The 23,029-nt window shown below is 60.5% G+C and carries 24 protein-coding genes and 1 pseudogene; 16 read left to right on the top strand and 9 right to left on the bottom strand.

Annotated features, from left to right (window positions below; all coding sequences use genetic code 11):
* The gene (locus tag WH299_RS10910; RefSeq protein ID WP_339550260.1) at window positions 1-225 is read right to left on the bottom strand and encodes a DUF1127 domain-containing protein; all 225 of its coding nucleotides are present in this window, start codon (window positions 223-225) and stop codon (window positions 1-3) included.
* 167 nt (window positions 226-392) lie between these two features.
* Between WH299_RS10910 and WH299_RS10905 the strand changes: the two genes are divergently transcribed.
* Both WH299_RS10905 and WH299_RS10900 read left to right on the top strand, forming a co-directional pair.
* Window positions 393-1,817, top strand: coding sequence for an aminotransferase-like domain-containing protein (locus WH299_RS10905; RefSeq protein ID WP_123474777.1), 1,425 nt, complete (start codon window positions 393-395; stop codon window positions 1,815-1,817).
* Between the two features lie 62 nt (window positions 1,818-1,879).
* Window positions 1,880-3,448 carry a phospholipase D family protein gene (locus tag WH299_RS10900; RefSeq protein ID WP_042942897.1) on the top strand — a complete coding sequence of 523 codons (1,569 nt, stop codon included), beginning with the start codon at window positions 1,880-1,882 and terminating at the stop codon, window positions 3,446-3,448.
* An 80-nt stretch (window positions 3,449-3,528) separates the two neighbouring features.
* On the opposite strand, the gene WH299_RS10895 is transcribed toward WH299_RS10900, so the two are convergent.
* Together WH299_RS10895 and WH299_RS10890 are read right to left on the bottom strand one after the other, a co-directional pair.
* The gene (locus tag WH299_RS10895; protein WP_339550259.1) at window positions 3,529-4,674 is read right to left on the bottom strand and encodes an MFS transporter; all 1,146 of its coding nucleotides are present in this window, start codon (window positions 4,672-4,674) and stop codon (window positions 3,529-3,531) included.
* 159 nt (window positions 4,675-4,833) lie between these two features.
* Entirely contained in the window at window positions 4,834-6,327 is a 1,494-nt protein-coding gene (locus WH299_RS10890) for an aldehyde dehydrogenase (protein WP_339550257.1), read from the bottom strand.
* A 229-nt stretch (window positions 6,328-6,556) separates the two neighbouring features.
* On the opposite strand from WH299_RS10890, the gene WH299_RS10885 reads away from it, so the two are divergent.
* Window positions 6,557-6,919: a cupin domain-containing protein gene (locus WH299_RS10885; protein WP_028618470.1), complete on the top strand. Its 363-nt coding sequence runs from the start codon at window positions 6,557-6,559 to the stop codon at window positions 6,917-6,919.
* Window positions 6,920-6,990: 71 nt separating this feature from the next.
* Here the strand turns inward: WH299_RS10885 and rpmG are convergent, their stop codons facing one another.
* Both rpmG and rpmB read right to left on the bottom strand, forming a co-directional pair.
* A complete protein-coding gene (gene rpmG, locus WH299_RS10880; protein WP_003176906.1) occupies window positions 6,991-7,146 on the bottom strand; it encodes a 50S ribosomal protein L33 in 156 nt (51 codons plus the stop codon).
* A gap of 11 nt (window positions 7,147-7,157) precedes the next feature.
* On the bottom strand, window positions 7,158-7,391 hold the full coding sequence (rpmB, locus tag WH299_RS10875) for a 50S ribosomal protein L28 (RefSeq protein WP_010207494.1): 234 nt from the start codon (window positions 7,389-7,391) through the stop codon (window positions 7,158-7,160).
* Window positions 7,392-7,849: 458 nt separating this feature from the next.
* Between rpmB and WH299_RS10870 the strand changes: the two genes are divergently transcribed.
* Window positions 7,850-9,439 carry an ABC transporter substrate-binding protein gene (locus WH299_RS10870; protein ID WP_339550256.1) on the top strand — a complete coding sequence of 530 codons (1,590 nt, stop codon included), beginning with the start codon at window positions 7,850-7,852 and terminating at the stop codon, window positions 9,437-9,439.
* 83 nt (window positions 9,440-9,522) lie between these two features.
* Here WH299_RS10870 and radC read toward each other — a convergent pair whose 3' ends face one another.
* On the bottom strand, window positions 9,523-10,197 hold the full coding sequence (gene radC / locus WH299_RS10865; protein WP_122729870.1) for a RadC family protein: 675 nt from the start codon (window positions 10,195-10,197) through the stop codon (window positions 9,523-9,525).
* Between the two features lie 157 nt (window positions 10,198-10,354).
* Here radC and coaBC point away from each other — a divergent pair, with 157 nt between their 5' ends.
* From coaBC to WH299_RS10835, 6 genes and pseudogenes are all read left to right on the top strand, one after another.
* Complete coding sequence (gene coaBC, locus WH299_RS10860; protein ID WP_028618473.1) at window positions 10,355-11,563, top strand: bifunctional phosphopantothenoylcysteine decarboxylase/phosphopantothenate--cysteine ligase CoaBC; 1,209 nt, start codon at window positions 10,355-10,357, stop codon at window positions 11,561-11,563.
* Between the two features lie 5 nt (window positions 11,564-11,568).
* The gene (gene dut / locus WH299_RS10855; protein WP_016975923.1) at window positions 11,569-12,024 is read left to right on the top strand and encodes a dUTP diphosphatase; all 456 of its coding nucleotides are present in this window, start codon (window positions 11,569-11,571) and stop codon (window positions 12,022-12,024) included.
* 240 nt (window positions 12,025-12,264) lie between these two features.
* Window positions 12,265-13,686, top strand: a pseudogene (locus WH299_RS10850) (phosphomannomutase/phosphoglucomutase); the annotation flags it as partial.
* A 19-nt stretch (window positions 13,687-13,705) separates the two neighbouring features.
* A complete protein-coding gene (gene argB, locus WH299_RS10845; protein ID WP_017735763.1) occupies window positions 13,706-14,611 on the top strand; it encodes an acetylglutamate kinase in 906 nt (301 codons plus the stop codon).
* Between the two features lie 203 nt (window positions 14,612-14,814).
* Window positions 14,815-15,027 (top strand): hypothetical protein, encoded by a 213-nt coding sequence (locus WH299_RS10840; protein WP_028618475.1) that lies wholly within the window; start codon window positions 14,815-14,817, stop codon window positions 15,025-15,027.
* 103 nt (window positions 15,028-15,130) lie between these two features.
* The gene (locus WH299_RS10835) at window positions 15,131-15,514 is read left to right on the top strand and encodes a hypothetical protein (protein WP_339550255.1); all 384 of its coding nucleotides are present in this window, start codon (window positions 15,131-15,133) and stop codon (window positions 15,512-15,514) included.
* A 97-nt stretch (window positions 15,515-15,611) separates the two neighbouring features.
* Here the strand turns inward: WH299_RS10835 and pyrE are convergent, their stop codons facing one another.
* On the bottom strand, window positions 15,612-16,256 hold the full coding sequence (pyrE, locus tag WH299_RS10830; protein WP_028618476.1) for an orotate phosphoribosyltransferase: 645 nt from the start codon (window positions 16,254-16,256) through the stop codon (window positions 15,612-15,614).
* Between the two features lie 82 nt (window positions 16,257-16,338).
* Between pyrE and WH299_RS10825 the strand changes: the two genes are divergently transcribed.
* Window positions 16,339-17,118, top strand: a complete 780-nt coding sequence (locus WH299_RS10825; protein WP_003195493.1) for an exodeoxyribonuclease III — start codon at window positions 16,339-16,341, stop codon at window positions 17,116-17,118.
* A 58-nt stretch (window positions 17,119-17,176) separates the two neighbouring features.
* Here WH299_RS10825 and WH299_RS10820 read toward each other — a convergent pair whose 3' ends face one another.
* Window positions 17,177-17,548 carry a DUF4870 domain-containing protein gene (locus WH299_RS10820; RefSeq protein WP_122729875.1) on the bottom strand — a complete coding sequence of 124 codons (372 nt, stop codon included), beginning with the start codon at window positions 17,546-17,548 and terminating at the stop codon, window positions 17,177-17,179.
* Window positions 17,549-17,570: 22 nt separating this feature from the next.
* The gene (rph, locus tag WH299_RS10815) at window positions 17,571-18,293 is read right to left on the bottom strand and encodes a ribonuclease PH (protein ID WP_016975928.1); all 723 of its coding nucleotides are present in this window, start codon (window positions 18,291-18,293) and stop codon (window positions 17,571-17,573) included.
* 185 nt (window positions 18,294-18,478) lie between these two features.
* Here rph and WH299_RS10810 point away from each other — a divergent pair, with 185 nt between their 5' ends.
* The 5 genes from WH299_RS10810 (at window position 18,479) to WH299_RS10790 (ending at window position 22,973) form a co-directional block, all read left to right on the top strand.
* Window positions 18,479-19,342: a YicC/YloC family endoribonuclease gene (locus WH299_RS10810; RefSeq protein WP_339550254.1), complete on the top strand. Its 864-nt coding sequence runs from the start codon at window positions 18,479-18,481 to the stop codon at window positions 19,340-19,342.
* Window positions 19,343-19,352: 10 nt separating this feature from the next.
* On the top strand, window positions 19,353-19,973 hold the full coding sequence (gene gmk, locus WH299_RS10805) for a guanylate kinase (protein ID WP_016975930.1): 621 nt from the start codon (window positions 19,353-19,355) through the stop codon (window positions 19,971-19,973).
* A gap of 167 nt (window positions 19,974-20,140) precedes the next feature.
* The gene (gene rpoZ / locus WH299_RS10800; protein WP_003176920.1) at window positions 20,141-20,404 is read left to right on the top strand and encodes a DNA-directed RNA polymerase subunit omega; all 264 of its coding nucleotides are present in this window, start codon (window positions 20,141-20,143) and stop codon (window positions 20,402-20,404) included.
* Between the two features lie 60 nt (window positions 20,405-20,464).
* Window positions 20,465-22,570, top strand: coding sequence for a bifunctional GTP diphosphokinase/guanosine-3',5'-bis pyrophosphate 3'-pyrophosphohydrolase (spoT, locus tag WH299_RS10795; protein WP_016975931.1), 2,106 nt, complete (start codon window positions 20,465-20,467; stop codon window positions 22,568-22,570).
* Between the two features lie 22 nt (window positions 22,571-22,592).
* The gene (locus tag WH299_RS10790) at window positions 22,593-22,973 is read left to right on the top strand and encodes a RidA family protein (protein WP_003176922.1); all 381 of its coding nucleotides are present in this window, start codon (window positions 22,593-22,595) and stop codon (window positions 22,971-22,973) included.
* The last annotated feature ends 56 nt before the right edge of the window (window positions 22,974-23,029 follow it).

Here is a 23,029-nt window from a genome sequence, read left to right as displayed (position 1 = left end):
TCAGTCGCACCAGAAGGGCTTGAGACCTTCCTGGCGCGCCTGTTCGGCGGTCAACCCGACATCGCGCAGTTGTTCGTGGGTCAGATGCAGCAACGCCTTGCGCGTGTGACGACGGTGCCAGAACAGACCCCAGCGGCTGATATCGCGCGGCGCCGTCGCCCGCTCTTGCCCTGCCTGCAGTTCCTGACCGTGTAGCGCCAGCCGCACATCGCTCATGCCGTTCATTTTGCCGCCCCTCATTTGCCTTGTTGCCTTGAGTGACAAGGATGGGCGCAGGGCATAAACCATTACAGATTCAACCCGACTTTATTAAATCCATACAGATACTGCCTATCGGCGGCTGAATCCTGTATTTTCGGGCGATCTGTAATGGTTTCTCGGGAGCGACCGCCATGACCCTGTACATGAACCTCGCCGAATTACTGGGCACTCGCATCGAACAGGGCTTCTATCGCCCTGGAGACAGGCTGCCTTCTGTACGGGCTTTAAGCGTGGAACACGGGGTCAGCCTGAGCACCGTGCAGCAGGCCTATCGCTTGCTGGAAGACAACGGCCTGGCAATGCCGAAGCCGAAATCCGGCTACTTCGTGCCAGTCGGCCGCGAGTTGCCGGCCCTGCCCGAAGTTGGCCGTCCGGCACAGCGGCCTGTGGAGATATCCCAGTGGGACCAGGTACTGGAGCTGGTTCGCGCAGTCCCGCGCAAAGATGTCATACAGATGGGGCGCGGCATGCCGGATGTATTGTCGCCCACCATGAAGCCGCTACTGCGTAGCCTGGCTCGCGTGAGCCGCCGCCAGGATCTGCCGGGCCTGTATTACGACAATATCCTCGGCTGTATGGAGTTACGCGAGCAGATCGCTCGACTGTCACTGGACTCCGGCTGCCAACTGACGGCCGAGGACATCGTAATAACCACCGGCTGCCATGAGGCGCTGTCCGCCAGCATCCATGCGATCTGCGAGCCTGGCGACATCGTTGCGGTGGACTCGCCGAGTTTCCACGGCGCTATGCAGACCCTCAAGGGCCTGGGCATGAAAGCCCTGGAAATCCCCACCGACCCGATCACCGGCATCAGCCTTGAAGCCCTGGAATTGGCGCTGGAACAGTGGCCGATCAAAGTCATCCAGCTGACCCCCAACTGTAACAACCCCCTGGGCTACATCATGCCCGAGGCGCGCAAAAAGGCGCTGCTGACCCTGGCCCAACGCTTTGACGTGGCGATCATCGAAGATGATGTTTATGGCGAACTGGCCTACAGCTACCCACGCCCGCGCACTATCAAATCCTTCGATGAGGACGGCCGTGTAGTGCTGTGCAGCTCATTCTCGAAAACCCTGGCGCCGGGCTTGCGCATCGGCTGGGTCGCGCCGGGTCGCTACCTGGAGCGGGTGCTGCACATGAAATACATCAGCACCGGCTCCACCGCAACACAACCGCAGATTGCCATCGCCGAGTTCCTCAAAGGTGGCCACTTCGAACCGCATTTGCGGCGGATGCGCACCCAATACCAGCGCAATCGTGACTTGATGCTCGACTGGGTCAGCCGCTACTTCCCGGCAGGCACTCGCGCCAGCCGGCCTCAAGGCAGCTTCATGCTCTGGATCGAGCTGCCGGAAGGCTTCGACACGCTCAAGCTCAACCGCGTGTTGGTGGAGCAAGGCGTACAGGTGGCCGTCGGCAGCATCTTTTCGGCGTCGGGCAAATACCGGAACTGCCTGCGCATGAACTACGCTGCCAAACCAACCCCGCAGATTGAAGAAGCCGTGCGCAAGGTGGGCACTGCCGCAATCAAGATGCTGGCCGAGGCCGCCGACTGACCTTTCGCGGGAAATTGCCGTCATATGCCGACAACCGTCCTGATCTGGAAGCAACTCCCTTGATGATTCAACGGCTATTACCGTTTTTCCTGTTGGGAGCCCTGGCTCTGGGCGGCTGCGCGACGGTGAGCACGCCGCGCATCCCCAGCGACGCCTTGCCCGCCGCGCAATCGTCGTTCGGCCGCTCGATCCAGGCCCAGGCGGCGCCGTATCAGGGCCGCTCCGGCTTTCGCCTGCTGCCCAACAGCAGCGAGGCGTTCATGGCCCGCGCCGAGCTGATCCGCAACGCCCAGACCAGCCTCGACCTGCAGTACTACATCGTGCACGACGGCATCAGCACCCGCATGCTGGTGGACGAACTACTCAAGGCTGCTGACCGCGGCGTGCGCGTGCGCATCCTGCTGGACGACACTACCAGCGACGGCCTCGACCAGATCATCGCTACCCTCGCCGCCCATCCCAGGATCGAGATCCGCCTGTTCAACCCCTTGCACCTGGGGCGCAGCACAGGCGTTACGCGAGCCATGGGCCGGTTGTTCAACCTGTCGCTGCAACATCGGCGCATGCACAACAAGTTGTGGCTGGCGGACAACAGTGTGGCCATCGTCGGCGGGCGCAACCTGGGGGATGAGTATTTCGACGCTGAGCCCAACCTGAACTTCACCGACATCGACATGCTCAGCGTGGGCCCGGTGGCCGAACAGCTGGGTCACAGTTTCGACCAGTATTGGAACAGCGCGCTGAGCAAGCCGATTGACGACTTCGTCTCCAATACGCCCTCCAAAGGCGACCTGGCCGCCGCGCGCGTGCGCCTGGAAGCGTCCCTGGCCGAGTCGCGCCAACAGAACCACGCGCTGTACAACCGCTTGCGCACCTATCAGACCCAACCGCGCATGGACACCTGGCGCCGCGAGCTGATCTGGGCCTGGAACCAGGCGCTGTGGGACGCGCCAAGCAAGGTGCTGGCCAAGGCCGATCCGGACCCTCGGTTGTTGCTCACCACGCAACTGGCGCCGGAGCTGGAAGGCGTCAACCATGAGCTGATGATGATCTCGGCGTACTTCGTGCCAGGGCAACCGGGGCTGGTGTACCTGACCGGGCGCGCCGATGCCGGTGTGTCGGTGAGCCTGCTGACCAATTCCCTGGAAGCTACCGACGTGCCTGCCGTGCACGGCGGTTATGCGCCCTATCGCAAGGCGCTGCTGGAGCACGGCGTGAAACTCTACGAGCTGCGCCGCCAACCGGGCGACCCCAGTGGCGGCAGTGGCCCACACCTGTTTCGTCGCGGCACCTTCCGGGGCTCGGATTCGAGCCTGCACAGCAAGGCGATGATCTTTGATCGGGAGAAGTCGTTTATCGGTTCATTCAACTTCGACCCGCGCTCGGTGCTGTGGAATACCGAAGTGGGTGTACTGGTCGACAGCCCGGAGCTGGCAGAGCACGTGCGCAACCTGGCACTGCAAGGCATGGCGCCACCCTTGAGCTACGAGGCGAAGCTGCAGGACGGTCAAGTAGTGTGGGTGACCGAAGACAACGGCCAACTGCACACCCTGACCCGTGAGCCGGGCAGTTGGTGGCGACGGTTCAATGCCTGGTTCGCCACCTCAGTAGGCTTGGAACGCATGCTGTAGGAGCCGGCTTGCCGGCGATTGCGACGTGTCAGTTGATCAACTTGCTGGCTGACACACCGCAATCGCTGGCAAGCCAGCTCCTACAGGGCCGGCTGTGTTGCACCGAATGCGCCTTGGCGCAGCAACAGCAGCACCAGGCCCAGCGCCCCCGCGGCCATCAGCAACGGCAATGCATGCCCGCTGATCCACTGGCTGCCGGCGCCCGCCACCAGTGGGCCGATCAGGCAACCGATCCCCCACAACTGCGCCACATGCGCATTGGCACGCACCAGCGCATCGTCGCGGTAACGCTCGCCGATCAGGATCAGCGACAGCGTGAACAAGCCACCCGCACTCGCACCGAACACGACCCACACCGGCCAGATCAGCGGCGTATGCATCAACAACGGAATGGCCAGGCTCGACGCCAGCAACAGCACTGCAAACGCCAGGAACAACGTGCGCCGTGGCAGGTAATCGGCCAGTGCGCCGATGGGCAGCTGCAGCAGCGCGTCGCCCACCACTACGGTGCTGACCATCGCCAAGGCAATCTCAGCAGTGAAGCCTTGTTGCAGGCAATACACCGGCAACAACGTCAGAATCATCGCCTCGAAGGCGGCGAATAACGCCACTGCCCAGGCAATCGCCGGCAGGCTCAGGCAGAAGCGCCACAGTTGCGCGAAGGTCACGCTGAAGGACTCGGCGCTTGGCGCGCCGGAGCGGCCCAGCAACAGGAATGGCGCCACCACCAACAAGCCCACGCCCACCCAGAAGCCGTAATCATGGTCGGTGCCGATCAAGCCCAGCAGCAACGGGCCTGACAGTTGGCTCAAGGCATAACTGCAGCCATACAGCGCCACCAACCGGCCGCGCCACTGCTCCACCACCAACTGGTTGATCCAGCTTTCGCCAAGGATAAACACGATGGTCAGAATCACGCCGATCATCAGGCGCAGCACCAACCAGACCGGGTAGCTCGGCAGGATCGCCAGCAAGCCGATGGACACCGCACCCGCCCACAGGCACAGGCGCATGAGATTGGCGGTGCCGAGCCATGAGGCCATGCGGCTGGAGATTTTCGCGCCGAGCAGTACGCCAAAGGCCGGCATGGCTGCCATCACGCCGATGGCGAAACTGCCGTAGCCCCAGCTTTCGAGGCGCAGGGACACCAGCGGCATACTGACGCCCAGGGCCAAACCGACGCTGAGCACCGAAGCCAGGACGGCGAAATAAGTCGCCCAACGCATTTCCACGCTCCTGTGGATAATTTTCAGGGAGTGCAAAACGAACTGTAGGAGCGAGCTTGCTCGCGAAAAACGTTAACGATGACGCGCCTATCCTGGATAAACGCGGCGCCTTCTAGTTCTTCGCGAGCAAGCTCGCTCCTACAGGAATCAGCGTGTTGCTTAGAGCTTGATCCAGGTCGCCTTCAGCTCGGTGTACTTGTCGAACGCATGCAGCGACTTGTCGCGACCGTTGCCCGACTGCTTGAAGCCACCAAACGGCGCGGTCATGTCGCCGCCGTCGTACTGGTTGACCCATACGCTACCGGCGCGCAGGGCCTTGGCAGTCAGGTGGGCCTTGGAGATATCCGCCGTCCACACCGCTGCGGCCAGGCCGTAGATGGTGTCGTTGGCAATGGCGACCGCTTCTTCGGCGCTGTCGAAGGTAATCACCGACAGGACCGGGCCAAAGATCTCTTCCTTGGCGATTTTCATGGCGTTGGTCACGCCGTCGAAAATCGTCGGCTCGACGTAAGTACCACCCGTTTCTTCCAGCGTGCGCTTGCCACCGGCGATCAACTTGGCGCCATCGGCATGACCGGCTTCGATATAGGACAGCACGGTGTTCATTTGCTGGGTGTCCACCAGTGCGCCGACGTTGGTGGCCGGGTCCAGTGGGTTGCCGGGCTTCCAGCCCTTGAGGGCTTCGATCACCAGCGGCAGGAATGTGTCCTTGATGGATCGCTCGACCAGCAGACGCGAACCGGCGGTGCAGACCTCGCCCTGGTTGAACGCGATAGCGCCAGCGGCGGATTCGGCAGCAGCTTGCAGGTCCGGTGCATCGGCAAACACGATGTTCGGGCTCTTGCCGCCCGCTTCCAGCCACACGCGCTTCATGTTCGATTCGCCGGAGCGGATCAACAGCTGCTTGGCGATCTTGGTGGAGCCGGTGAACACCAGGGTGTCGACGTCCATGTGCAGCGCTAGCGCGTTGCCGACCGTGTGGCCATAACCTGGCAGCACGTTGAACACACCTTTTGGAATACCGGCTTCAACGGCCAGGGCCGCGATGCGAATGGCAGTCAGCGGGGATTTTTCGGACGGCTTGAGGATCACCGAGTTACCGGTGGACAGCGCCGGGCCGAGCTTCCAGCAGGCCATCATCAGCGGGAAGTTCCACGGCACGATGGCGCCAACCACGCCAACCGGCTCGCGGGTCACCAGGCCCAACTGGTCATGCGGGGTGGCGGCAACTTCGTCGTAGATCTTGTCGATGGCCTCGCCGCTCCAGCTCAGGGCATTCGCCGCGCCGGGTACGTCGATGTTCAGGGAGTCGCTGATTGGCTTGCCCATGTCCAGGGTTTCGAGCAGCGCCAGCTCTTCGGCATTGGCCTTGAGCAAGGCTGCGAAACGCAGCATGGCGGATTTGCGTTTGGCCGGCGCCAGGCGCGACCACACACCGGAATTGAAGGTGGCGCGGGCGTTTTCAACGGCGCGCTGGGCGTCGGCCACGTCACAGCTGGCAACAGTGGCCAGCAGGCGGCCGTCGACCGGGCTGATGCATTCGAAGGTGTCACCGGAAGCGGCGGCGGTGTACTCGCCATTGATGTAGGCGCGGCCTTCGATCTTCAGATCCTTGGCGCGTTGTTCCCAATCGGCACGGGTCAGGGTGGTCATGCGAGTGTCCTCCTCTTATTGAATACAAGGGCCAGGGGATGTCCCACGGCAGCCTCAAAGAATTCTTGCCCGCCAGCCAATGGTTCGGCGCAAGGCAGCTGCCACCCTAAACCAGCGGCTGGGGATGTTTCAATATATTTGACATAACGCCAGTAAACGCCCTTGCGATGTTCATTTTAATAAACATAGACTTTGGGCTCTCCAACCGCAGGCCAGACGGGACACGCACATGAGCATCCAGGACATCGTCGACTTCAGCCAAGCCAAGACCGCCGCCGAGCGCTACCGCCCTGCCGCCGAAAAAATCCTCAAGGGCGATCCCGAACAGACGATCTACAACCACTACAACAGCCCCTGCGGCCAGATGAGCGCGGGCGTGTGGGAAGGTGAAGTCGGGCACTGGAAGGTTAGCTACACCGAACACGAATACTGCGAGATTGTGCAGGGCGTGTCGGTGCTACGAGATGCCGATGGCAACGCCAAGACCCTGCGCGCCGGCGACCGTTTCGTGATCCCGGCCGGGTTCAGCGGCACCTGGGAAGTGCTGGAGCCGTGCCGTAAGATCTACGTGGTGTTCGAACAGAAAGCCTGACCGGTAAATCGCAGGCAAAAAAAAGCCCGAATCGTGAGATACGGGCTTTTTTTCACAAGGAGGAAAATCAATTACTTGATTTTGCCTTCTTTGTAGATCACGTGCTTACGAACGCGCGGGTCGAACATTTTCTTTTCGAGCTTGTCCGGGGTAGTACGCTTGTTCTTGTCGGTAGTGTAGAAGTGACCAGTACCGGCGCTAGAGATCATTCGAATCAATTCACGCATGATATAGCTCCTTAGATTGTGCCAGCGCGGCGCAATTCAGCCAGCACGACAGTGATGCCACGCTTGTCGATGATGCGCATGCCTTTAGCAGATACGCGCAGACGGACGAAACGTTTCTCTTCTTCAACCCAGAAGCGGTGATGCTGCAGGTTCGGCAGGAAACGACGACGGGTTTTGTTATTTGCGTGGGAAATGTTATTCCCAGTCACCGGACCCTTACCGGTAACTTGACAGACTCTCGACATGCCTCAGCCCTCTAAAACCACATGCCCAACCCGGCATGGGTTGGCCGCTTAATCTCTCAGTCATTTGGCGCCAGGCGCCGCGTTTCTTTAGGGTCTTACCGGCTACACCTACAAGCGAAGGAACCGGGCCCCTAGAAAAGAGCGCTGCTTTATACCAGAAAGACCCAGGTGCAACAACAGCCCGAGTGTTTTTACTGGCGTAAATCTTGGCGGCAGACGCCTGAACCGTTGCCAGGAGGGGCCGCTGTCGCAGCCGACCGCTCGTCGCACAGAATGATTTACAGCGCCCGCGCGCACCATTAAGTGCTCGGCAAAATGCGCTGAGGTGCCATCAAAACAGCATTTGGGGCAAAAGCACAGGCAAAAATGGGCTAGTCATTTACCAATCAGACCACTACGGTAGGACTTTTCCAGACTGCACTCGCAGATGGGCCTTCGATCTGCAAAGGAAACCGAACATGCGCCTCGCTGCCCTACCGCTATTGCTCGCCCCTCTCTTTATCGCGCCGCTGGCCTCTGCCGCCAGCAACTTGAGCGTCTGCACCGAGGCCAGCCCCGAAGGGTTCGATGTGGTGCAATACAACTCGTTGACCACCACCAACGCCTCGGCCGATGTGCTGATGAACCGCCTGGTGGACTACGACGCGGCCAGCGGCAAACTGGTGCCCAGCCTGGCGGACAGCTGGGAAGTCTCGCCGGATGGCCTGACCTATACCTTCAAGCTGCACCCGGATGTGAAATTCCACCGCACCGAATACTTCACCCCTAGCCGTACCCTGACCGCCGAAGACGTGCGCTTCAGCTTCGAGCGCATGCTCGACCCGGCCAACCCCTGGCACAAGATCGCCCAGAGTGGCTTCCCCCATGCGCAATCGTTGCAACTGCCGACGCTGGTCAAGAAAATCGACGCCCTTGATCCGCTGACCGTGCGTTTCACCCTGGATCACGCCGACTCTACCTTCCTCGCCGCCCTGAGCATGGGTTTTGCCTCGATCTACCCAGCGGAATATGCCGACAAGCTGCTCAAGGCCGGTACGCCGGAGAAGCTCAACAGCCAGCCAATCGGCACCGGGCCGTTCATCTTCAGCCGATTCCAGAAAGATGCCGTGGTGCGCTACAAGGCCAACCCGGACTACTTCGCCGGCAAACCGTCTGTGGATAACTTGATCTTCGCCATCACCCCGGACGCCAACGTGCGCCTGCAAAAATTGCATCGCGACGAATGCCAGATCGCCCTGTCCCCCAAACCGCTGGATGTGGGCGAAGCCGAAAAGGACCCGGCACTCAAGGTGGAAAAAACCGCCGCATTCATGACCGCCTTCGTGGCCATCAACAGCCAGCACCCGCCTCTGGACAAGCCCGAAGTGCGCCAGGCAATCAACTTGGCGTTCGACAAAGGCAGCTACCTCAAGGCCGTGTTTGAAGGTACCGCCGAAGCCGCCAACGGACCTTTCCCGCCCAACACGTGGAGTTACGCCAAGGAGCTGCCGGGTTATCCACAGGACCTCACCAAGGCCAAGGCACTGCTGGATCGCGCCGGGCTCAAGGATGGTTTCAAGACCACTATCTGGACACGCCCCACCGGCAGCCTGCTGAACCCTAACCCGAACCTTGGTGCACAGCTGTTACAGGCTGACCTGGCCAAGGTCGGCATCCAGGCCGAGATCCGCGTGATCGAATGGGGCGAGCTGATCCGCCGCGCCAAGGCCGGCGAACACGACCTGCTGTTCATGGGCTGGGCCGGCGACAACGGCGACCCGGATAACTTCCTGACCCCGCAGTTCTCCTGCGCAGCGGTGAAATCCGGCACCAACTTCGCCCGCTATTGCGACCCCGCGCTGGACAAGCTGATCAGCGCTGGCAAGACCACCAGCGAGCAAGGCGTACGCACCAAGCTCTACCAGCAGGCCCAGGCGCAGATCCAGCAACAGGCGCTGTGGTTGCCGCTCGCGCACCCGACCGCGTTTGCCCTGGCCCGCAAGAACGTCGAGGGCTACCAGGTGAGCCCATTCGGGCGCCAGGACTTCTCCAAAGTCAGCGTCAATTAACCCTTGTAGGAGCTGGTTTGCCAGCGATGGCGTCAGCGAAGTCCATCGCGATCTTGCGGACCTGATCGCCGGCAAGTCGGCTCCTACATCCACCCATACTCCGCCATCGACAACGGGTCGCCATCCCCCACGATGATGTGATCCAGCACCCGCACATCCACCACTTCCAAGGCTTTTTGCAGCAACTTGGTCAATTTTCGATCAGCCGCACTCGGCTCAAGGCTGCCGGAAGGATGGTTGTGGCACAGGATCAACGCCGCCGCGTTGTACGCCAGGGCGCGCTTGACCACTTGCCGGGGATAGACCATCGCCGCATCGATGGTGCCCTGGGACAACGCCTCGAAACCCAGTACCCGGTGTTTTGAGTCGAGAAACAGGCAACCGAAGGTCTCATGAGGCTCGTGCCGCAACAACGCCTTGAGGTAATCCCGCACGGCCACAGGGCTTTCCAGCACCGAGTCCTGGCGCAAGCGTTCGGCCATGTGGCGCCGGGCCATTTCCAGCACCGCCTGCAACTGGGCAAACTTCGCCGGTCCCAGCCCCAATTGCTGGCTGAACAGCGCCTGGCTGGCCTCCAGCAAGGGGCGCAAGCCGCCAAATTGCGCCAACAGATGGCGCGCCAGGTCCACCGCGCTCCGACCGGAAACCCCGGTACGCAGGAAGATCGCCAGCAACTCCGCATCCGACAGGCTCGCCGCGCCCCCTTCCAAAAGCTTTTCCCGGGGCCGCTCCGCCACCGGCCAATCACGAATACTCATCTCACCTCCCTCTCCATACGCGCCGTGGCATGTGCGCCGCTGTTGCCTAGCGGACGCTGTGTTATCGTAGGCCCTCTTTTTTGCAGGCGATTTCCCCTGGGGAGGGGGCATCGCAGGCGTCACTGAACTGGCATCACTGAACTGGAAAGGCAAACCAATGCAGCGTCTGTATCGGAAACGCATCGTTCTCGGCGTTGGCGGCGGCATTGCCGCCTACAAGAGCGCAGAACTGGTTCGCAGGCTCCTGGACCAAGGCGCCGAAGTGCGCGTGGTCATGACCCGCGGTGGCAGTGAGTTCATCACCCCACTGACCATGCAAGCGCTGTCCGGCCACCCGGTTCACCTGGACCTGCTGGACCCGGCAGCCGAAGCCGCCATGGGCCATATCGAGCTGGCCAAATGGGCCGACCTGGTGCTGATCGCCCCGGCCACCGCCGACCTGATCGCCCGCCTGGCCCAAGGCATCGCCGATGACCTGCTGACCACCCTCGTACTGGCCACAGACGCCACCGTCGCCATCGCCCCGGCCATGAACCAAGCCATGTGGCGCGACCCAGCCACCCAGGCCAACACCCAACTCCTGCAAAGCCGTGGCCTCAAGGTGTTCGGCCCGGCGTCCGGCAGCCAGGCCTGCGGCGACGTCGGCATGGGCCGCATGCTCGAAGCCACCGACCTGGCGCTGTGTGCGGCCGAGTGCTTCCAGCACCTGGCCCTGACCGGCAAGCATGTGCTGATCACCGCTGGCCCGACCCAGGAAAACATCGACCCGGTGCGCTACATCACCAACCATAGCTCAGGAAAAATGGGCTTCGCTTTGGCTGAAGCGGCGGTCGAGGCAGGCGCGCGCGTCACCCTGATCACCGGCCCGGTGCATTTGCCGACCCCGGATCGGGTCACACGAATCGACGTAGTCAGCGCCCGCGACATGCTGGCGGCCTGTGAGGCGGCCATTCCGTGCGACCTGTTCATCGCCTCGGCAGCAGTTGCAGACTACCGCCCGGAAGTGGTCGCCCCGCAAAAGCTCAAGAAAGACCCTACAAGCGGCGACGGCCTGCTCCTGCAAATGGTGCGCAACCCAGACATCCTGGCCACCATTGCCACCCGCGCAGACCGTCCGTTCAGTGTCGGCTTTGCCGCCGAGACCGAGCACCTGCTGGACTACGCCGCACGCAAATTGAAAGACAAAAACCTCGACCTGATCGTTGCTAATGATGTCGCCAACCCGAGCATCGGCTTCAACAGCGAGGAAAATGCCTGCAGCGTGATCGACCGCGACCTGCATGCCACCCTTTTCGCCCAGACCAGCAAGGGCAAGATTGCCCGCCAACTGATCTCTTTTATCGCCCAACGGCTGAACCAGGTTTAATTTCCATGCACGCTTTGCAAGCCAAGATCCTCGACCCACGCATCGGCAACGAATTCCCACTGCCGGCCTACGCCACCCCAGGCTCCGCCGGCCTCGACCTGCGCGCCATGCTCAAGGAAGACACTGTCCTTGAGCCGGGCCAGACCATTCTGATTCCGACCGGCTTGTCGATCTACGTAGGCGATCCTGGCCTGGCAGCGCTGATCCTGCCGCGCTCTGGCCTGGGCCATAAACACGGCATCGTGTTGGGCAACCTGGTCGGCCTGATCGATTCGGACTACCAGGGCGAACTGATGGTGTCATGCTGGAACCGTGGCCAGACCGCGTTCAACATCGCTGTCGGCGAACGCATTGCCCAGTTGGTACTGGTGCCGGTGGTGCAGGCGCACTTCGAACTGGTACAGGAGTTTGATGAAACCCAACGCGGCGCAGGCGGTTTTGGGCATTCCGGCAGTCACTGACTAAGCTAATTCTGGCCGGGCGCTGTTGCCCGGCCCGACGCCACCGCAAGGCTTTTCAGGACGAAGAATGCGCGGATTTTATCAGCGAGATTTCCCCATAGAAATCAAAGCATTACGCAGACATAAACACGGAGCCAGCGCTCCGATGGCATTTTTGCACCACGAACTCTCTGCCAAAAACACCGTCATACCCTTCAGTTTGAGCCTGCCGGCCAGCCACATTAAGGCCAGCCTTGCCCCCTTCAGATGGAGTTTCCCCCCGCGATGAGTACCGCAGCCCGCGTAGCCCCAGCATTCCCCGACAGTATCTTTCGCGCCTATGACATCCGTGGCGTAGTGCCCAAGACCCTGACGGCCGAAACCGCCTACTGGATTGGCCGCGCCATCGGCTCCCAGAGCCTGGCCCAGGATGAACCCAACGTTTCGGTCGGCCGTGACGGTCGCCTGTCAGGCCCGGAGCTGGTGGAACAACTGATCCAGGGCCTGGCCGACAGTGGTTGCCATGTCAGCGACGTGGGCCTGGTGCCAACGCCCGCGCTGTACTACGCCGCCAACGTACTGGCCGGCAAGTCCGGGGTGATGCTCACCGGTAGCCACAACCCGTCGGACTACAACGGTTTCAAGATCGTCATCGCTGGCGACACCCTGGCCAACGAACAGATCCAGGCCCTGCACGACCGCCTGAAAAACAACGATCTGACCAGCGGCAAGGGCACCATCACCAAAGTCGACATCCTGCAACGCTACTCTGATGAAATCACCCGTGACGTCAAACTCGCACGCCGCCTCAAAGTGGTGGTGGACTGCGGTAACGGCGCGGCCGGCGTGATCGCCCCGCAGTTGCTCGAAGCCTTGAACTGCGAAGTGATTCCGTTGTTCTGCGAGGTCGACGGCAACTTCCCCAACCACCATCCGGACCCGGGCAAGCCTGAAAACCTGGTGGACCTGATCGCCAAGGTCAAGGAAACCGGGGCGGATGTGGGCCTGGCCTTCGACGGCGACGGCGACCGCGTGGGTGTGGTGACCGAGACCGGAGAAATCGTGTTCCCGGATCGCCTGTTGATGCTGTTTGCCCGTGACGTGGTGGCGCGCAATGCCAACGCCGAGATCATCTTCGACGTGAAGTGCACCCGCCGCCTCACCCCGCTGATCAAGGAATATGGCGGTCGCCCGCTAATGTGGAAGACCGGCCACTCGTTGATCAAAAAGAAAATGAAGGAAACCGGCGCGCTGTTGGCCGGCGAAATGAGCGGCCACGTGTTCTTCAAGGAGCGCTGGTTCGGCTTTGACGACGGTATTTACAGCGCTGCGCGCCTGCTGGAGATCCTCAGCAAGGAAAAATCCACCGCCGAAGAGCTATTCCAGACCTTCCCGAACGATATTTCTACGCCAGAGATCAATATCCATGTGACCGAGGAGAGCAAATTCAGCATCATTGACGCACTGCACGATGCGCAATGGGGCGAAGGTGCCAACCTGACCACCATTGATGGTGTGCGAGTCGATTACGCCAAAGGCTGGGGCCTGGTTCGCGCGTCCAACACCACGCCGGTGCTGGTCCTGCGTTTCGAGGCGGATACCGAGGCTGAGTTGCAGCGCATCAAGGACGTGTTCCACGCCCAGTTGAAACGTGTTGCCCCTGATCTCCAATTACCGTTCTGATTTTTTACCGGAGCCCTGAATGACCCTCGAACGCGAAGCCGCTGCCAACACTGCCAAGGTCCTGTCCGAAGCGTTGCCTTACATTCGACGCTATGTCGGCAAGACGCTGGTGATCAAGTACGGCGGCAATGCCATGGAAAGCGAAGAGCTGAAAACCGGCTTTGCCCGCGACATCGTGTTGATGAAAGCCGTGGGGATCAACCCGGTGGTAGTGCACGGCGGCGGCCCGCAAATCGGCGACCTGCTCAAGCGCTTGTCGATCGAGAGTCACTTCATCGATGGCATGCGTGTCACTGACGCGCAGACCATGGACGTGGTGGAGATGGTCCTCGGCGGCCAGGTCAACAAAGACATCGTCAACCTGATCAACCGTCACGGCGGCAGCGCCATTGGCCTGACTGGCAAGGACGCGGAGCTGATCCGCGCGAAAAAACTGACCGTGACCCGTCAGACGCCGGAAATGACCCAGCCGGAAATCATCGACATCGGCCAGGTGGGTGAAGTGATCGGCATCAACACCGACCTGCTGAACCTGCTGGTCAAAGGTGACTTCATCCCGGTGATCGCGCCCATCGGCGTGGGTGCCAACGGTGAGTCCTACAACATCAACGCCGACCTGGTGGCCGGCAAGGTGGCCGAAGCATTGAAGGCTGAAAAGCTGATGCTGTTGACCAACATCGCCGGCTTGATGGACAAGGAAGGCAAAGTGCTGACTGGCTTGACCACGCAACAAGTGGACGAGTTGATCGCTGACGGCACCATCTACGGTGGCATGCTGCCGAAGATCCGTTGCGCGCTGGAAGCGGTGCAAGGCGGCGTGGGCAGCTCACTGATCCTGGATGGTCGCGTGCCGAACGCGATCCTGCTGGAAATCTTCACCGATACCGGTGTGGGTACGCTGATCAGCAACCGCAAGCGTCCATGATGTAAAAGTCTTGAATAGACCGTAGTTTTCGACGGTTCTTTCGGCGACACGTACCTATGTACGAAACCTCCGAAAGAATCGACGAAATTTGCGGTCTTTTTTATGCGAGAGGGAAATGCCCTACCGCAATGATCGAAGCATCCGACATCTTGCCGGCATACATCTGCTTAGGATCTTCCTTAAATCCACAGGAGATCTTCCCCATGCAAAAAACCTACACCCCCTACGGCAGCGACGTATCGGCAGGCACCTATGAGTGTGCCGACTGCGGACGCCACTATAGCAATCAGTCGAAGACTTCCCTTCCACCCTGCCCAAATTTCAAAGCAAGCCCGCACCTCCTGAAAGGCTGGAATATCCTCACCGGCCAGGGTGACGCTGTCGAAGATCCGTACCCGAACCAGCCTTCCCAATAACGGTGGGAGCCGGTCAAAAAAACCCTAAAAATTTCCGACAGCGAAATTGCAAGCGCGCTATAACGCATCGCCAAAGCACTGTTATGCCAGACGCTGGGCCTGAATGCCGTTGGGTGACATCGTCGCGGTCAGCGGCCTGCTGCTGACCCTGACCACCTTCATGTTCAACTGGGCGTGGCCCAAGGTACATGATGCATTAGCGATGGATGAGAACCAATCAGGCGCGCAGGCCAGGAAACGTAGCAGGACGAAAGTCATCAATATTTTGCTTGCCTGCGCACTGCCCATGACCAGTACTTTCATGGCGCTGTTTTACGTAAACCTGCCCACTGCGGTCCGTGTCATGAACAGCAGCACACTGGACCTATGGAACTTCGACGTGGATCGCACGCTGTACGTGCTAGTGGCCCTGGCATTGCTGGTGTTTGCGCTGTTCAATGCCTGGCTCGTCGTGCGACTGATCGATAAATGGCGGAAATTGGGTTAACCGCCAGTCGGGCTGCCGTGTTTCAACGCTCATGAGGGCCATAGCAACCCTGACCCTTATTCCAAAAAAAAGGCCCTGTTTTCACAGGGCCTTTTACTTAGACGCCGAACTGCTCGCGATACGCCCGCACGGCGGGTAGATGCTGTTTAAGCTGCGGGTCGTCTTCCAGGAACTGCAACACTTGGTTCAACGACACAATGCTCACCACCGGAATGCCGAAATCGCGCTCCACTTCCTGGATGGCCGACAATTCACCGTTGCCACGTTCCTGGCGGTTCAGCGCGATCAGCACGCCGGCAGCCTTGGCGCCATCCTGGGAGGCGATGATCTGCATGACTTCGCGGATCGCAGTACCGGCGGTGATCACGTCGTCGATGATCAGCACGTCGCCCTTGAGTGGAGCCCCGACCAGGCTACCGCCTTCGCCGTGGGCCTTGGCCTCTTTGCGGTTGAAACACCATGGCAGGTCCTGCCCGTGATGCTCAGCCAAAGCCACGGCCGTTGCCGCCGCCAGGGGGATACCCTTGTAGGCTGGGCCGAACAGCACGTCGAAGGAAATACCGCTTTCAACGATGGCTGCCGCGTAGAAACGACCCAGCTGGGCCAGGGCCGAACCCGAGTTGAACAAGCCTGCATTGAAGAAGTACGGGCTGGTGCGCCCGGACTTCAAAGTGAACTCACCGAAGCGCAAAACGCCGCGATCGATGGCAAAACGAATGAAATCGCGTTGATACGCCTGCATGAAAAAAGCCTCAGATACCACGGATTTAGCTAATTAGGTGGACGGCGTGTATCATACACGCACGCGATTTTTGGGGCCATTTATGCGGATCATCAGTGTGAACGTTAATGGTATTCAGGCTGCAGTCGAGCGTGGTTTGCTCAGTTGGCTGCAAGCCCAGAATGCCGACGTCATCTGCCTGCAGGATACCCGCGCCTCCGCCTTTGAACTGGACGACCCAGCCTTCCAACTGGATGGCTACTTCCTTTATGCCTGCGATGCCGAAGTGCCCACCCAAGGTGGCGTGGCTTTGTATTCGCGGTTGCAACCCAAGGCGGTCATCAGCGGCCTCGGCTTCGAGACAGCCGACCGCTACGGGCGCTACCTGCAAGCCGATTTCGATAAGGTCAGCATCGCGACCTTGCTGCTCCCTTCGGGGCAGAACGGCGATGAAGACTTGAACCAGAAGTTCAAGCTAATGGACGATTTCGCCCGTTACCTGGATAAACAGCGACGCAAACGTCGCGAGTACATTTATTGTGGCTCGCTGTACGTGGCGCAACAGAAGCTGGATATCAAGAACTGGCGCGACAGCCAGCAATCCCCGGGTTTCCTGGCGCCGGAACGTGCCTGGATGGACGAGATTGTCGGCAACATGGGCTATGTGGATGCCCTGCGCGAAGTCAGCCGCGAAGGCGACCAGTACAGCTGGTGGCCGGACAACGAACAGGCTGAGATGCTTAACCTGGGCTGGCGTTTCGACTACCAGTTGCTCACCCCAGGTCTGCGCCGGTTCGTGCGCAGCGCCCGCCTGCCGCGCCAGCCACGCTTCTCGCAGCACGCGCCGCTGATCGTGGACTACGACTGGACACTGACCATCTAAGGTCTTTTTCCAGGCACAAAAAAACCGACATCGCTGTCGGTTTTTTTGTGGGCGTTCATTATTTGATCAGGCGCCAGGTCAAGGGGTAGCGATACACAATCCCCTTGTTGGCCTTGATGCTGCCAATGATAGTCAGCACCACCGTGGCGATCGCCAGGGCAACCATCAGGAAAAAGCCAATCACTGCAAAAGCCAGCACGATGCAAGCTATCCAGGCGATGGCCACGGTGATCTGGAAGTTCAGCGCTTCCTTGCCCTGATCATCAATGAACGGGTCCACTTCTTTCTTCATCTGCCACAGGATCAGCGGCCCCACGACGCTACCGAAGGGGAACACGAAGCCCAGAAACGCCGCGAGATGGCACAACATTGCCCCCTGGCGCACTTCGTAGGAAGGCGTAGGCACCGGCATTTGGTTGTTGTCATTCATGGCGTTTCTCCTTGAAACGGGCTCAGTCAGCCAGGGCGGCGTTCTGCAGTTCGAAGATTTCGGTCATGCCTTTCTGGGCCAGGGCCAGCATGGCGTTCAGCTCGGCCGGCTGGAAGGGCGCGCCTTCGGCGGTGCCCTGCACTTCGATGAAACCACCGGTGCTGGTCATGACCACGTTCAGGTCGGTCTCGGCAGCCGAGTCTTCCAGGTAGTCCAGGTCCAGCACTGGCTCGCCCTGGTACATGCCTACCGATACCGCAGCAATCATCTGCTTGAGCGGGTCACCGCCTTTCAGGCCGCCACGTTTCTTGATCACTTTCAGCGCGTCAACCAGGGCCACCATGGCGCCGGTGATGGACGCAGTGCGGGTGCCGCCGTCGGCCTGGATCACGTCGCAGTCGACATACAGGGTCACGTCGCCCAGCTTGGACATGTCCAGGGCTGCGCGCAGGGAGCGGCCGATAAGACGCTGGATTTCCAGTGTACGGCCGCCCTGCTTGCCACGGCTGGCTTCACGCTGGTTACGCTCACCGGTGGCGCGCGGCAGCATGCCGTACTCTGCGGTCAACCAACCCTGGCCCTGGCCTTTGAGGAAACGCGGCACGCCGTTTTCGACGCTGACGGTGCAGATGACCTTGGTATCGCCAAACTCGACCAGTACAGAACCCTCGGCGTGTTTGGTGTAGTTGCGGGTGATGCGGATCGAGCGGAGCTGATCGGCAGCGCGACCACTTGGACGTTTCATAGGGAGACACCTGTACTGAGGACGAAAAACTGCCGAGCATTATAGAGCCGCGAGCCGTTTCGGGGCACTGCTAAAAAATTCGGTTACGAATGCTCGGGTTTGGGCGTGTCCGCCCCACTGCGCTACAATCCTGCGCCTTCTTAATCATCAGCCCGTGTTTGCGGGCTGCAACGCGAGGTACCTCCATGGTGCACAGCATGACCGCCTTCGCCCGCGTCGAAAAAGCCGGCGTCCAAGGCACCCTGAGCTGGGAACTGCGCTCGGTCAACAGCCGTTACCTGGAGCCGCACCTGCGCCTGCCGGAGTCGTTCCGCGATCTCGAAGGCGCCGTGCGTGAAGCACTGCGCCAGGGTATTTCCCGCGGCAAGCTGGAATGCACCCTACGTTTTACCGAAGAAACCACCGGCAAGGCCTTGCAGATTGACCGCGACCGCGCCGCGCAACTGGTCGCCGCAGCCGAAACCATCGCCGGCCTGATCAAGCAGCCGGCCGCGCTCAACCCGCTGGAAGTGCTGGCCTGGCCCGGTGTACTGGTGGCCGACGCCACCGACCCGCAAGCCCTTAACGCCGAAGCGCTCGCCCTGTTCAACCAAGGCCTCAAGGAGCTGAAAGCCGGCCGCGAGCGCGAAGGCGCCGAGCTGGCGCGCTTGATCAGCGAGCGCCTGACCGCCATTGAAGCAGACGTTGTCACCCTGCGTGAACTGGTGCCGCAGATGCTCGCCAGCCAGCGCCAGAAGGTGCTCGACCGCTTCACCGACATGAAGGCCGACCTCGACCCCACGCGCCTGGAGCAGGAAATGGTCCTGTTGGCGCAGAAGAGCGACGTTGCCGAAGAGCTCGATCGCCTGAGCACCCACATCCGCGAAGTGCGCCGCGTGCTCAAGTCCGGCGGTGCCGCCGGTCGGCGCCTGGACTTCCTGATGCAGGAACTCAACCGCGAAGCCAATACACTGGGCTCCAAGGCGTTCGACCCGCGCAGCACCACGGCGGCGGTCAACCTCAAAGTGTTGATCGAGCAGATGCGCGAACAAGTACAGAATATTGAGTAAGGCAACCTCCATGACCCACAGCACCGGCACCCTGTACATCATTTCCGCCCCTTCGGGCGCGGGCAAGAGCAGTCTGGTCAAGGCCCTGACCGACGCTGACGAGCAGATCCGCATTTCGGTTTCCCACACCACCCGCGCCATGCGTCCGGGTGAGGTAAACGGCGTGCACTATCACTTCGTCGAGCGCACCGAGTTCGTCAAGATGATCGAACACGGCGACTTCCTGGAGCGTGCCGAAGTGTTCGGCAACCTCTACGGCACCTCGCAAAGCCACCTGCAGCAGACTCTGGATGAAGGCCACGACCTGATCCTGGAAATCGACTGGCAGGGCGCCGAGCAAGTGCGCAAGCTGATGCCCCAGGCGCGCTCGATCTTCATCCTGCCGCCTTCGCTGGAAGCCTTGCACCAACGCCTGACCAACCGTGGCCAGGACAGTGACGAGATCATCGAAGGTCGTATGCGTGAAGCCGTCAGCGAAATGAGCCACTACGTCGACTACGACTACCTGATCATCAACGACGATTTTGCCCACGCACTGGACGATTTGAAGGCGATTTTCCGCACCAATCAGCTCCAGCAAAAGCGCCAGCAACAGCGTTTCGGCAAATTACTGGCCGAACTGCTCGGTTGATTGGCTCTTCCCAAAACCGCTGCAAGGGCTTTACATTGGCACTTGTAGCGGTTTTGCGAGGGCCTGCGAAAAATCAGCGCTTCCCTAAACGCTGGTGATTTTTTAAACTGTTTAGTCCGCTCGCCCAACCGGGCAGCGCGCATCTTGCATTCGCTCCGAGGAATACCATGGCCCGCGTAACCGTTGAAGACTGCCTAGAACACGTGGATAACCGCTTTGAGCTGGTCATGCTCTCTACCAAGCGTGCCCGTCAACTGGCCACTGGCGGCAAAGAGCCCCTGGTCCAGTGGGAAAACGACAAGCCTACCGTTGTAGCCCTGCGTGAAATCGCTGAAGGCCTGATGAGCTACGAGTTCATCGCCAACGCTGAAATCGTTGAAGACGAACCGCTGTTTGCAGCGTTCGAGGACGAGTCCAACGAGGCCGTCTAAGCCTATGCCTGGTCGACGTAGCACGGCGCGGGGTCACAGCCAACGGCAGGAGTTCACACTTTGCCGAGCATAGACGCCCTCGCCGATCGCTTATCGGCCTACCTCGGCCCAGACCAGGTCAACCTGGTCCGCCGAGCGTATTTCTACGCCGAACAAGCCCACGACGGCCAACGCCGCCGTAGCGGCGAGGCGTATGTCACCCATCCTCTTGCGGTGGCAAACATTCTTGCCGACATGCACATGGACCATCAGAGCCTGATGGCCGCGATGCTGCATGACGTGATCGAAGACACCGGCATCGCCAAGGAAGCGCTCAGCGCACAATTTGGCGAAACCGTGGCCGAACTGGTCGACGGGGTCAGCAAACTGACCCAGATGAACTTCGAGACCAAGGCCGAAGCCCAGGCGGAAAACTTCCAGAAGATGGCCATGGCCATGGCCCGCGATATCCGGGTGATTCTGGTCAAGCTGGCCGACCGGCTGCACAACATGCGCACGCTGGAAGTGCTGTCCGGCGAAAAACGCCGGCGCATCGCCAAGGAAACCCTGGAAATCTACGCGCCCATCGCCAACCGGCTGGGCATGCACGCCATTCGTATCGAATTCGAAGACCTCGGTTTCAAAGCCATGCACCCGATGCGTTCGGCGCGCATCTACCAGGCGGTCAAGCGCGCCCGGGGCAACCGCAAGGAAATCGTCAACAAGATCGAAGAGTCCCTGAGCCATTGCCTGGCGATCGACGAGATCGAAGGCGAGGTCAGCGGCCGGCAGAAACACATCTACGGCATCTACAAGAAGATGCGCGGCAAGCGTCGGGCCTTCAACGAGATCATGGACGTGTATGCGTTCCGGATCATCGTCGACAAGGTCGACACCTGCTACCGCGTGCTGGGCGCTGTACATAATTTGTACAAACCGCTGCCGGGGCGCTTCAAGGATTACATCGCGATTCCCAAGGCGAACGGCTACCAGTCGCTGCATACCACGCTGTTTGGTATGCACGGGGTGCCGATCGAGATCCAGATCCGCACCCGCGAAATGGAAGAGATGGCCAATAACGGCATCGCCGCCCATTGGCTGTACAAATCCAGCGGCGACGAGCAGCCAAAAGGCACCCATGCCCGCGCCCGCCAATGGGTCAAGGGCGTGCTGGAAATGCAGCAACGTGCCGGCAACTCCCTCGAATTTATCGAAAGCGTGAAGATCGACCTGTTTCCGGACGAGGTCTATGTGTTCACGCCCAAAGGCCGGATCATGGAGCTGCCCAAAGGCTCCACGGCGGTCGACTTCGCCTACGCCGTGCACACCGATGTGGGCAACAGCTGCATCGCCTGTCGGATCAATCGTCGTCTCGCACCGCTGTCAGAGCCGCTGCAAAGTGGTTCCACGGTCGAGATCGTCAGCGCACCGGGCGCACGCCCGAATCCGGCATGGCTCAACTTTGTGGTCACCGGCAAGGCGCGCACGCACATCCGTCACGCCTTGAAACTGCAGCGCCGCTCCGAGTCCATCAGCCTGGGCGAACGCCTGCTGAACAAGGTACTCAACGGTTTCGACAGCGCCCTGGACAAGATTCCTACAGAGCGCGTGCAAGCGATGCTCCACGAGTATCGCCAGGAAACCATCGAAGACCTGCTGGAAGATATCGGCCTGGGCAACCGCATGGCCTACGTGGTCGCCCGCCGCCTGCTCGGCGAAGGCGAACAATTGCCAAGCCCCGAAGGTCCGCTGGCGATTCGTGGCACTGAGGGCCTGGTACTCAGCTATGCCAAGTGCTGCACGCCGATCCCGGGCGACCCGATTGTCGGCCATTTGTCGGCGGGCAAAGGCATGGTGGTGCACCTGGACAACTGCCGCAACATCACCGAAATCCGCCACAACCCGGAAAAATGCATCCAGCTCTCGTGGGCCAAGGATGTCACCGGCGAATTCAACGTCGAGCTGCGGGTGGAGCTGGAACACCAGCGCGGCCTGATCGCCCTGCTCGCCAGCAGCGTCAACGCAGCGGACGGCAATATCGAGAAGATCAGCATGGACGAACGCGATGGTCGCATCAGCGTGGTCCAGTTGGTGGTCAGCGTTCACGACCGCGTGCACCTGGCCCGCGTGATCAAGAAACTGCGTGCCTTGACGGGTGTGATCCGCATCACTCGCATGCGCGCCTAAGCCACATTACAAGGAGTCATTCATGACCAAGACTGTTATCACCAGCGATAAAGCCCCGGCCGCCATCGGCACTTACTCCCAGGCGATCAAGGCAGGCAACACCGTCTACATGTCCGGCCAGATTCCACTGGACCCAAAGACCATGGAACTGGTTGAAGGCTTCGAAGCACAGACCGTGCAGGTCTTCGAAAACCTCAAGTCGGTGGCCGAGGCTGCCGGCGGTTCGTTCAAAGACATCGTCAAGCTGAACATCTTCCTCACCGACCTGAGCCACTTCGCCAAGGTCAACGAGATCATGGGCAAGTACTTCGAACAGCCTTACCCAGCCCGCGCCGCCATCGGCGTTGCCGCCCTGCCAAAGGGTGCACAGGTTGAGATGGACGCGATTCTGGTCATCGAGTAAAACACCCGGCGCAGCCCCCATAGGCTGCGCCGACTTCGTTTTAAAAGGATTTCATG

Origin of the sequence: Pseudomonas sp. MYb541, from assembly GCF_037479595.1 — a bacterium.
GTDB classification, from domain to species: domain Bacteria; phylum Pseudomonadota; class Gammaproteobacteria; order Pseudomonadales; family Pseudomonadaceae; genus Aquipseudomonas; species Aquipseudomonas canadensis.
Note: the sequence above shows the minus strand (reverse complement) of the source record. Positions and strands in the feature narration are given on the sequence as shown.

Excerpts from the sequence above, each read along its gene's own strand:
- pyrE (WP_028618476.1), bottom strand. The coding sequence starts at position 16,256 with ATGCAGGCGTATCAACGCGATTTCATTCGTTTTGCCATCGATCGCGGC.
- WH299_RS10825 (WP_003195493.1), top strand. The coding sequence starts at position 16,339 with ATGCGGATCATCAGTGTGAACGTTAATGGTATTCAGGCTGCAGTCGAG.
- WH299_RS10900 (WP_042942897.1), top strand. The coding sequence starts at position 1,880 with ATGATTCAACGGCTATTACCGTTTTTCCTGTTGGGAGCCCTGGCTCTG.
- WH299_RS10895 (WP_339550259.1), bottom strand. The coding sequence starts at position 4,674 with ATGCGTTGGGCGACTTATTTCGCCGTCCTGGCTTCGGTGCTCAGCGTC.
- WH299_RS10910 (WP_339550260.1), bottom strand. The coding sequence starts at position 225 with ATGAACGGCATGAGCGATGTGCGGCTGGCGCTACACGGTCAGGAACTG.
- rpmG (WP_003176906.1), bottom strand. The coding sequence starts at position 7,146 with ATGCGTGAATTGATTCGAATGATCTCTAGCGCCGGTACTGGTCACTTC.
- rpmB (WP_010207494.1), bottom strand. The coding sequence starts at position 7,391 with ATGTCGAGAGTCTGTCAAGTTACCGGTAAGGGTCCGGTGACTGGGAAT.
- WH299_RS10820 (WP_122729875.1), bottom strand. The coding sequence starts at position 17,548 with ATGAATGACAACAACCAAATGCCGGTGCCTACGCCTTCCTACGAAGTG.
- WH299_RS10870 (WP_339550256.1), top strand. The coding sequence starts at position 7,850 with ATGCGCCTCGCTGCCCTACCGCTATTGCTCGCCCCTCTCTTTATCGCG.
- argB (WP_017735763.1), top strand. The coding sequence starts at position 13,706 with ATGACCCTCGAACGCGAAGCCGCTGCCAACACTGCCAAGGTCCTGTCC.
- coaBC (WP_028618473.1), top strand. The coding sequence starts at position 10,355 with ATGCAGCGTCTGTATCGGAAACGCATCGTTCTCGGCGTTGGCGGCGGC.
- WH299_RS10810 (WP_339550254.1), top strand. The coding sequence starts at position 18,479 with ATGGTGCACAGCATGACCGCCTTCGCCCGCGTCGAAAAAGCCGGCGTC.
- gmk (WP_016975930.1), top strand. The coding sequence starts at position 19,353 with ATGACCCACAGCACCGGCACCCTGTACATCATTTCCGCCCCTTCGGGC.
- radC (WP_122729870.1), bottom strand. The coding sequence starts at position 10,197 with ATGAGTATTCGTGATTGGCCGGTGGCGGAGCGGCCCCGGGAAAAGCTT.
- WH299_RS10835 (WP_339550255.1), top strand. The coding sequence starts at position 15,131 with ATGCCGTTGGGTGACATCGTCGCGGTCAGCGGCCTGCTGCTGACCCTG.
- WH299_RS10790 (WP_003176922.1), top strand. The coding sequence starts at position 22,593 with ATGACCAAGACTGTTATCACCAGCGATAAAGCCCCGGCCGCCATCGGC.
- dut (WP_016975923.1), top strand. The coding sequence starts at position 11,569 with ATGCACGCTTTGCAAGCCAAGATCCTCGACCCACGCATCGGCAACGAA.
- rph (WP_016975928.1), bottom strand. The coding sequence starts at position 18,293 with ATGAAACGTCCAAGTGGTCGCGCTGCCGATCAGCTCCGCTCGATCCGC.
- rpoZ (WP_003176920.1), top strand. The coding sequence starts at position 20,141 with ATGGCCCGCGTAACCGTTGAAGACTGCCTAGAACACGTGGATAACCGC.
- WH299_RS10840 (WP_028618475.1), top strand. The coding sequence starts at position 14,815 with ATGCAAAAAACCTACACCCCCTACGGCAGCGACGTATCGGCAGGCACC.
- WH299_RS10890 (WP_339550257.1), bottom strand. The coding sequence starts at position 6,327 with ATGACCACCCTGACCCGTGCCGATTGGGAACAACGCGCCAAGGATCTG.
- WH299_RS10905 (WP_123474777.1), top strand. The coding sequence starts at position 393 with ATGACCCTGTACATGAACCTCGCCGAATTACTGGGCACTCGCATCGAA.
- WH299_RS10885 (WP_028618470.1), top strand. The coding sequence starts at position 6,557 with ATGAGCATCCAGGACATCGTCGACTTCAGCCAAGCCAAGACCGCCGCC.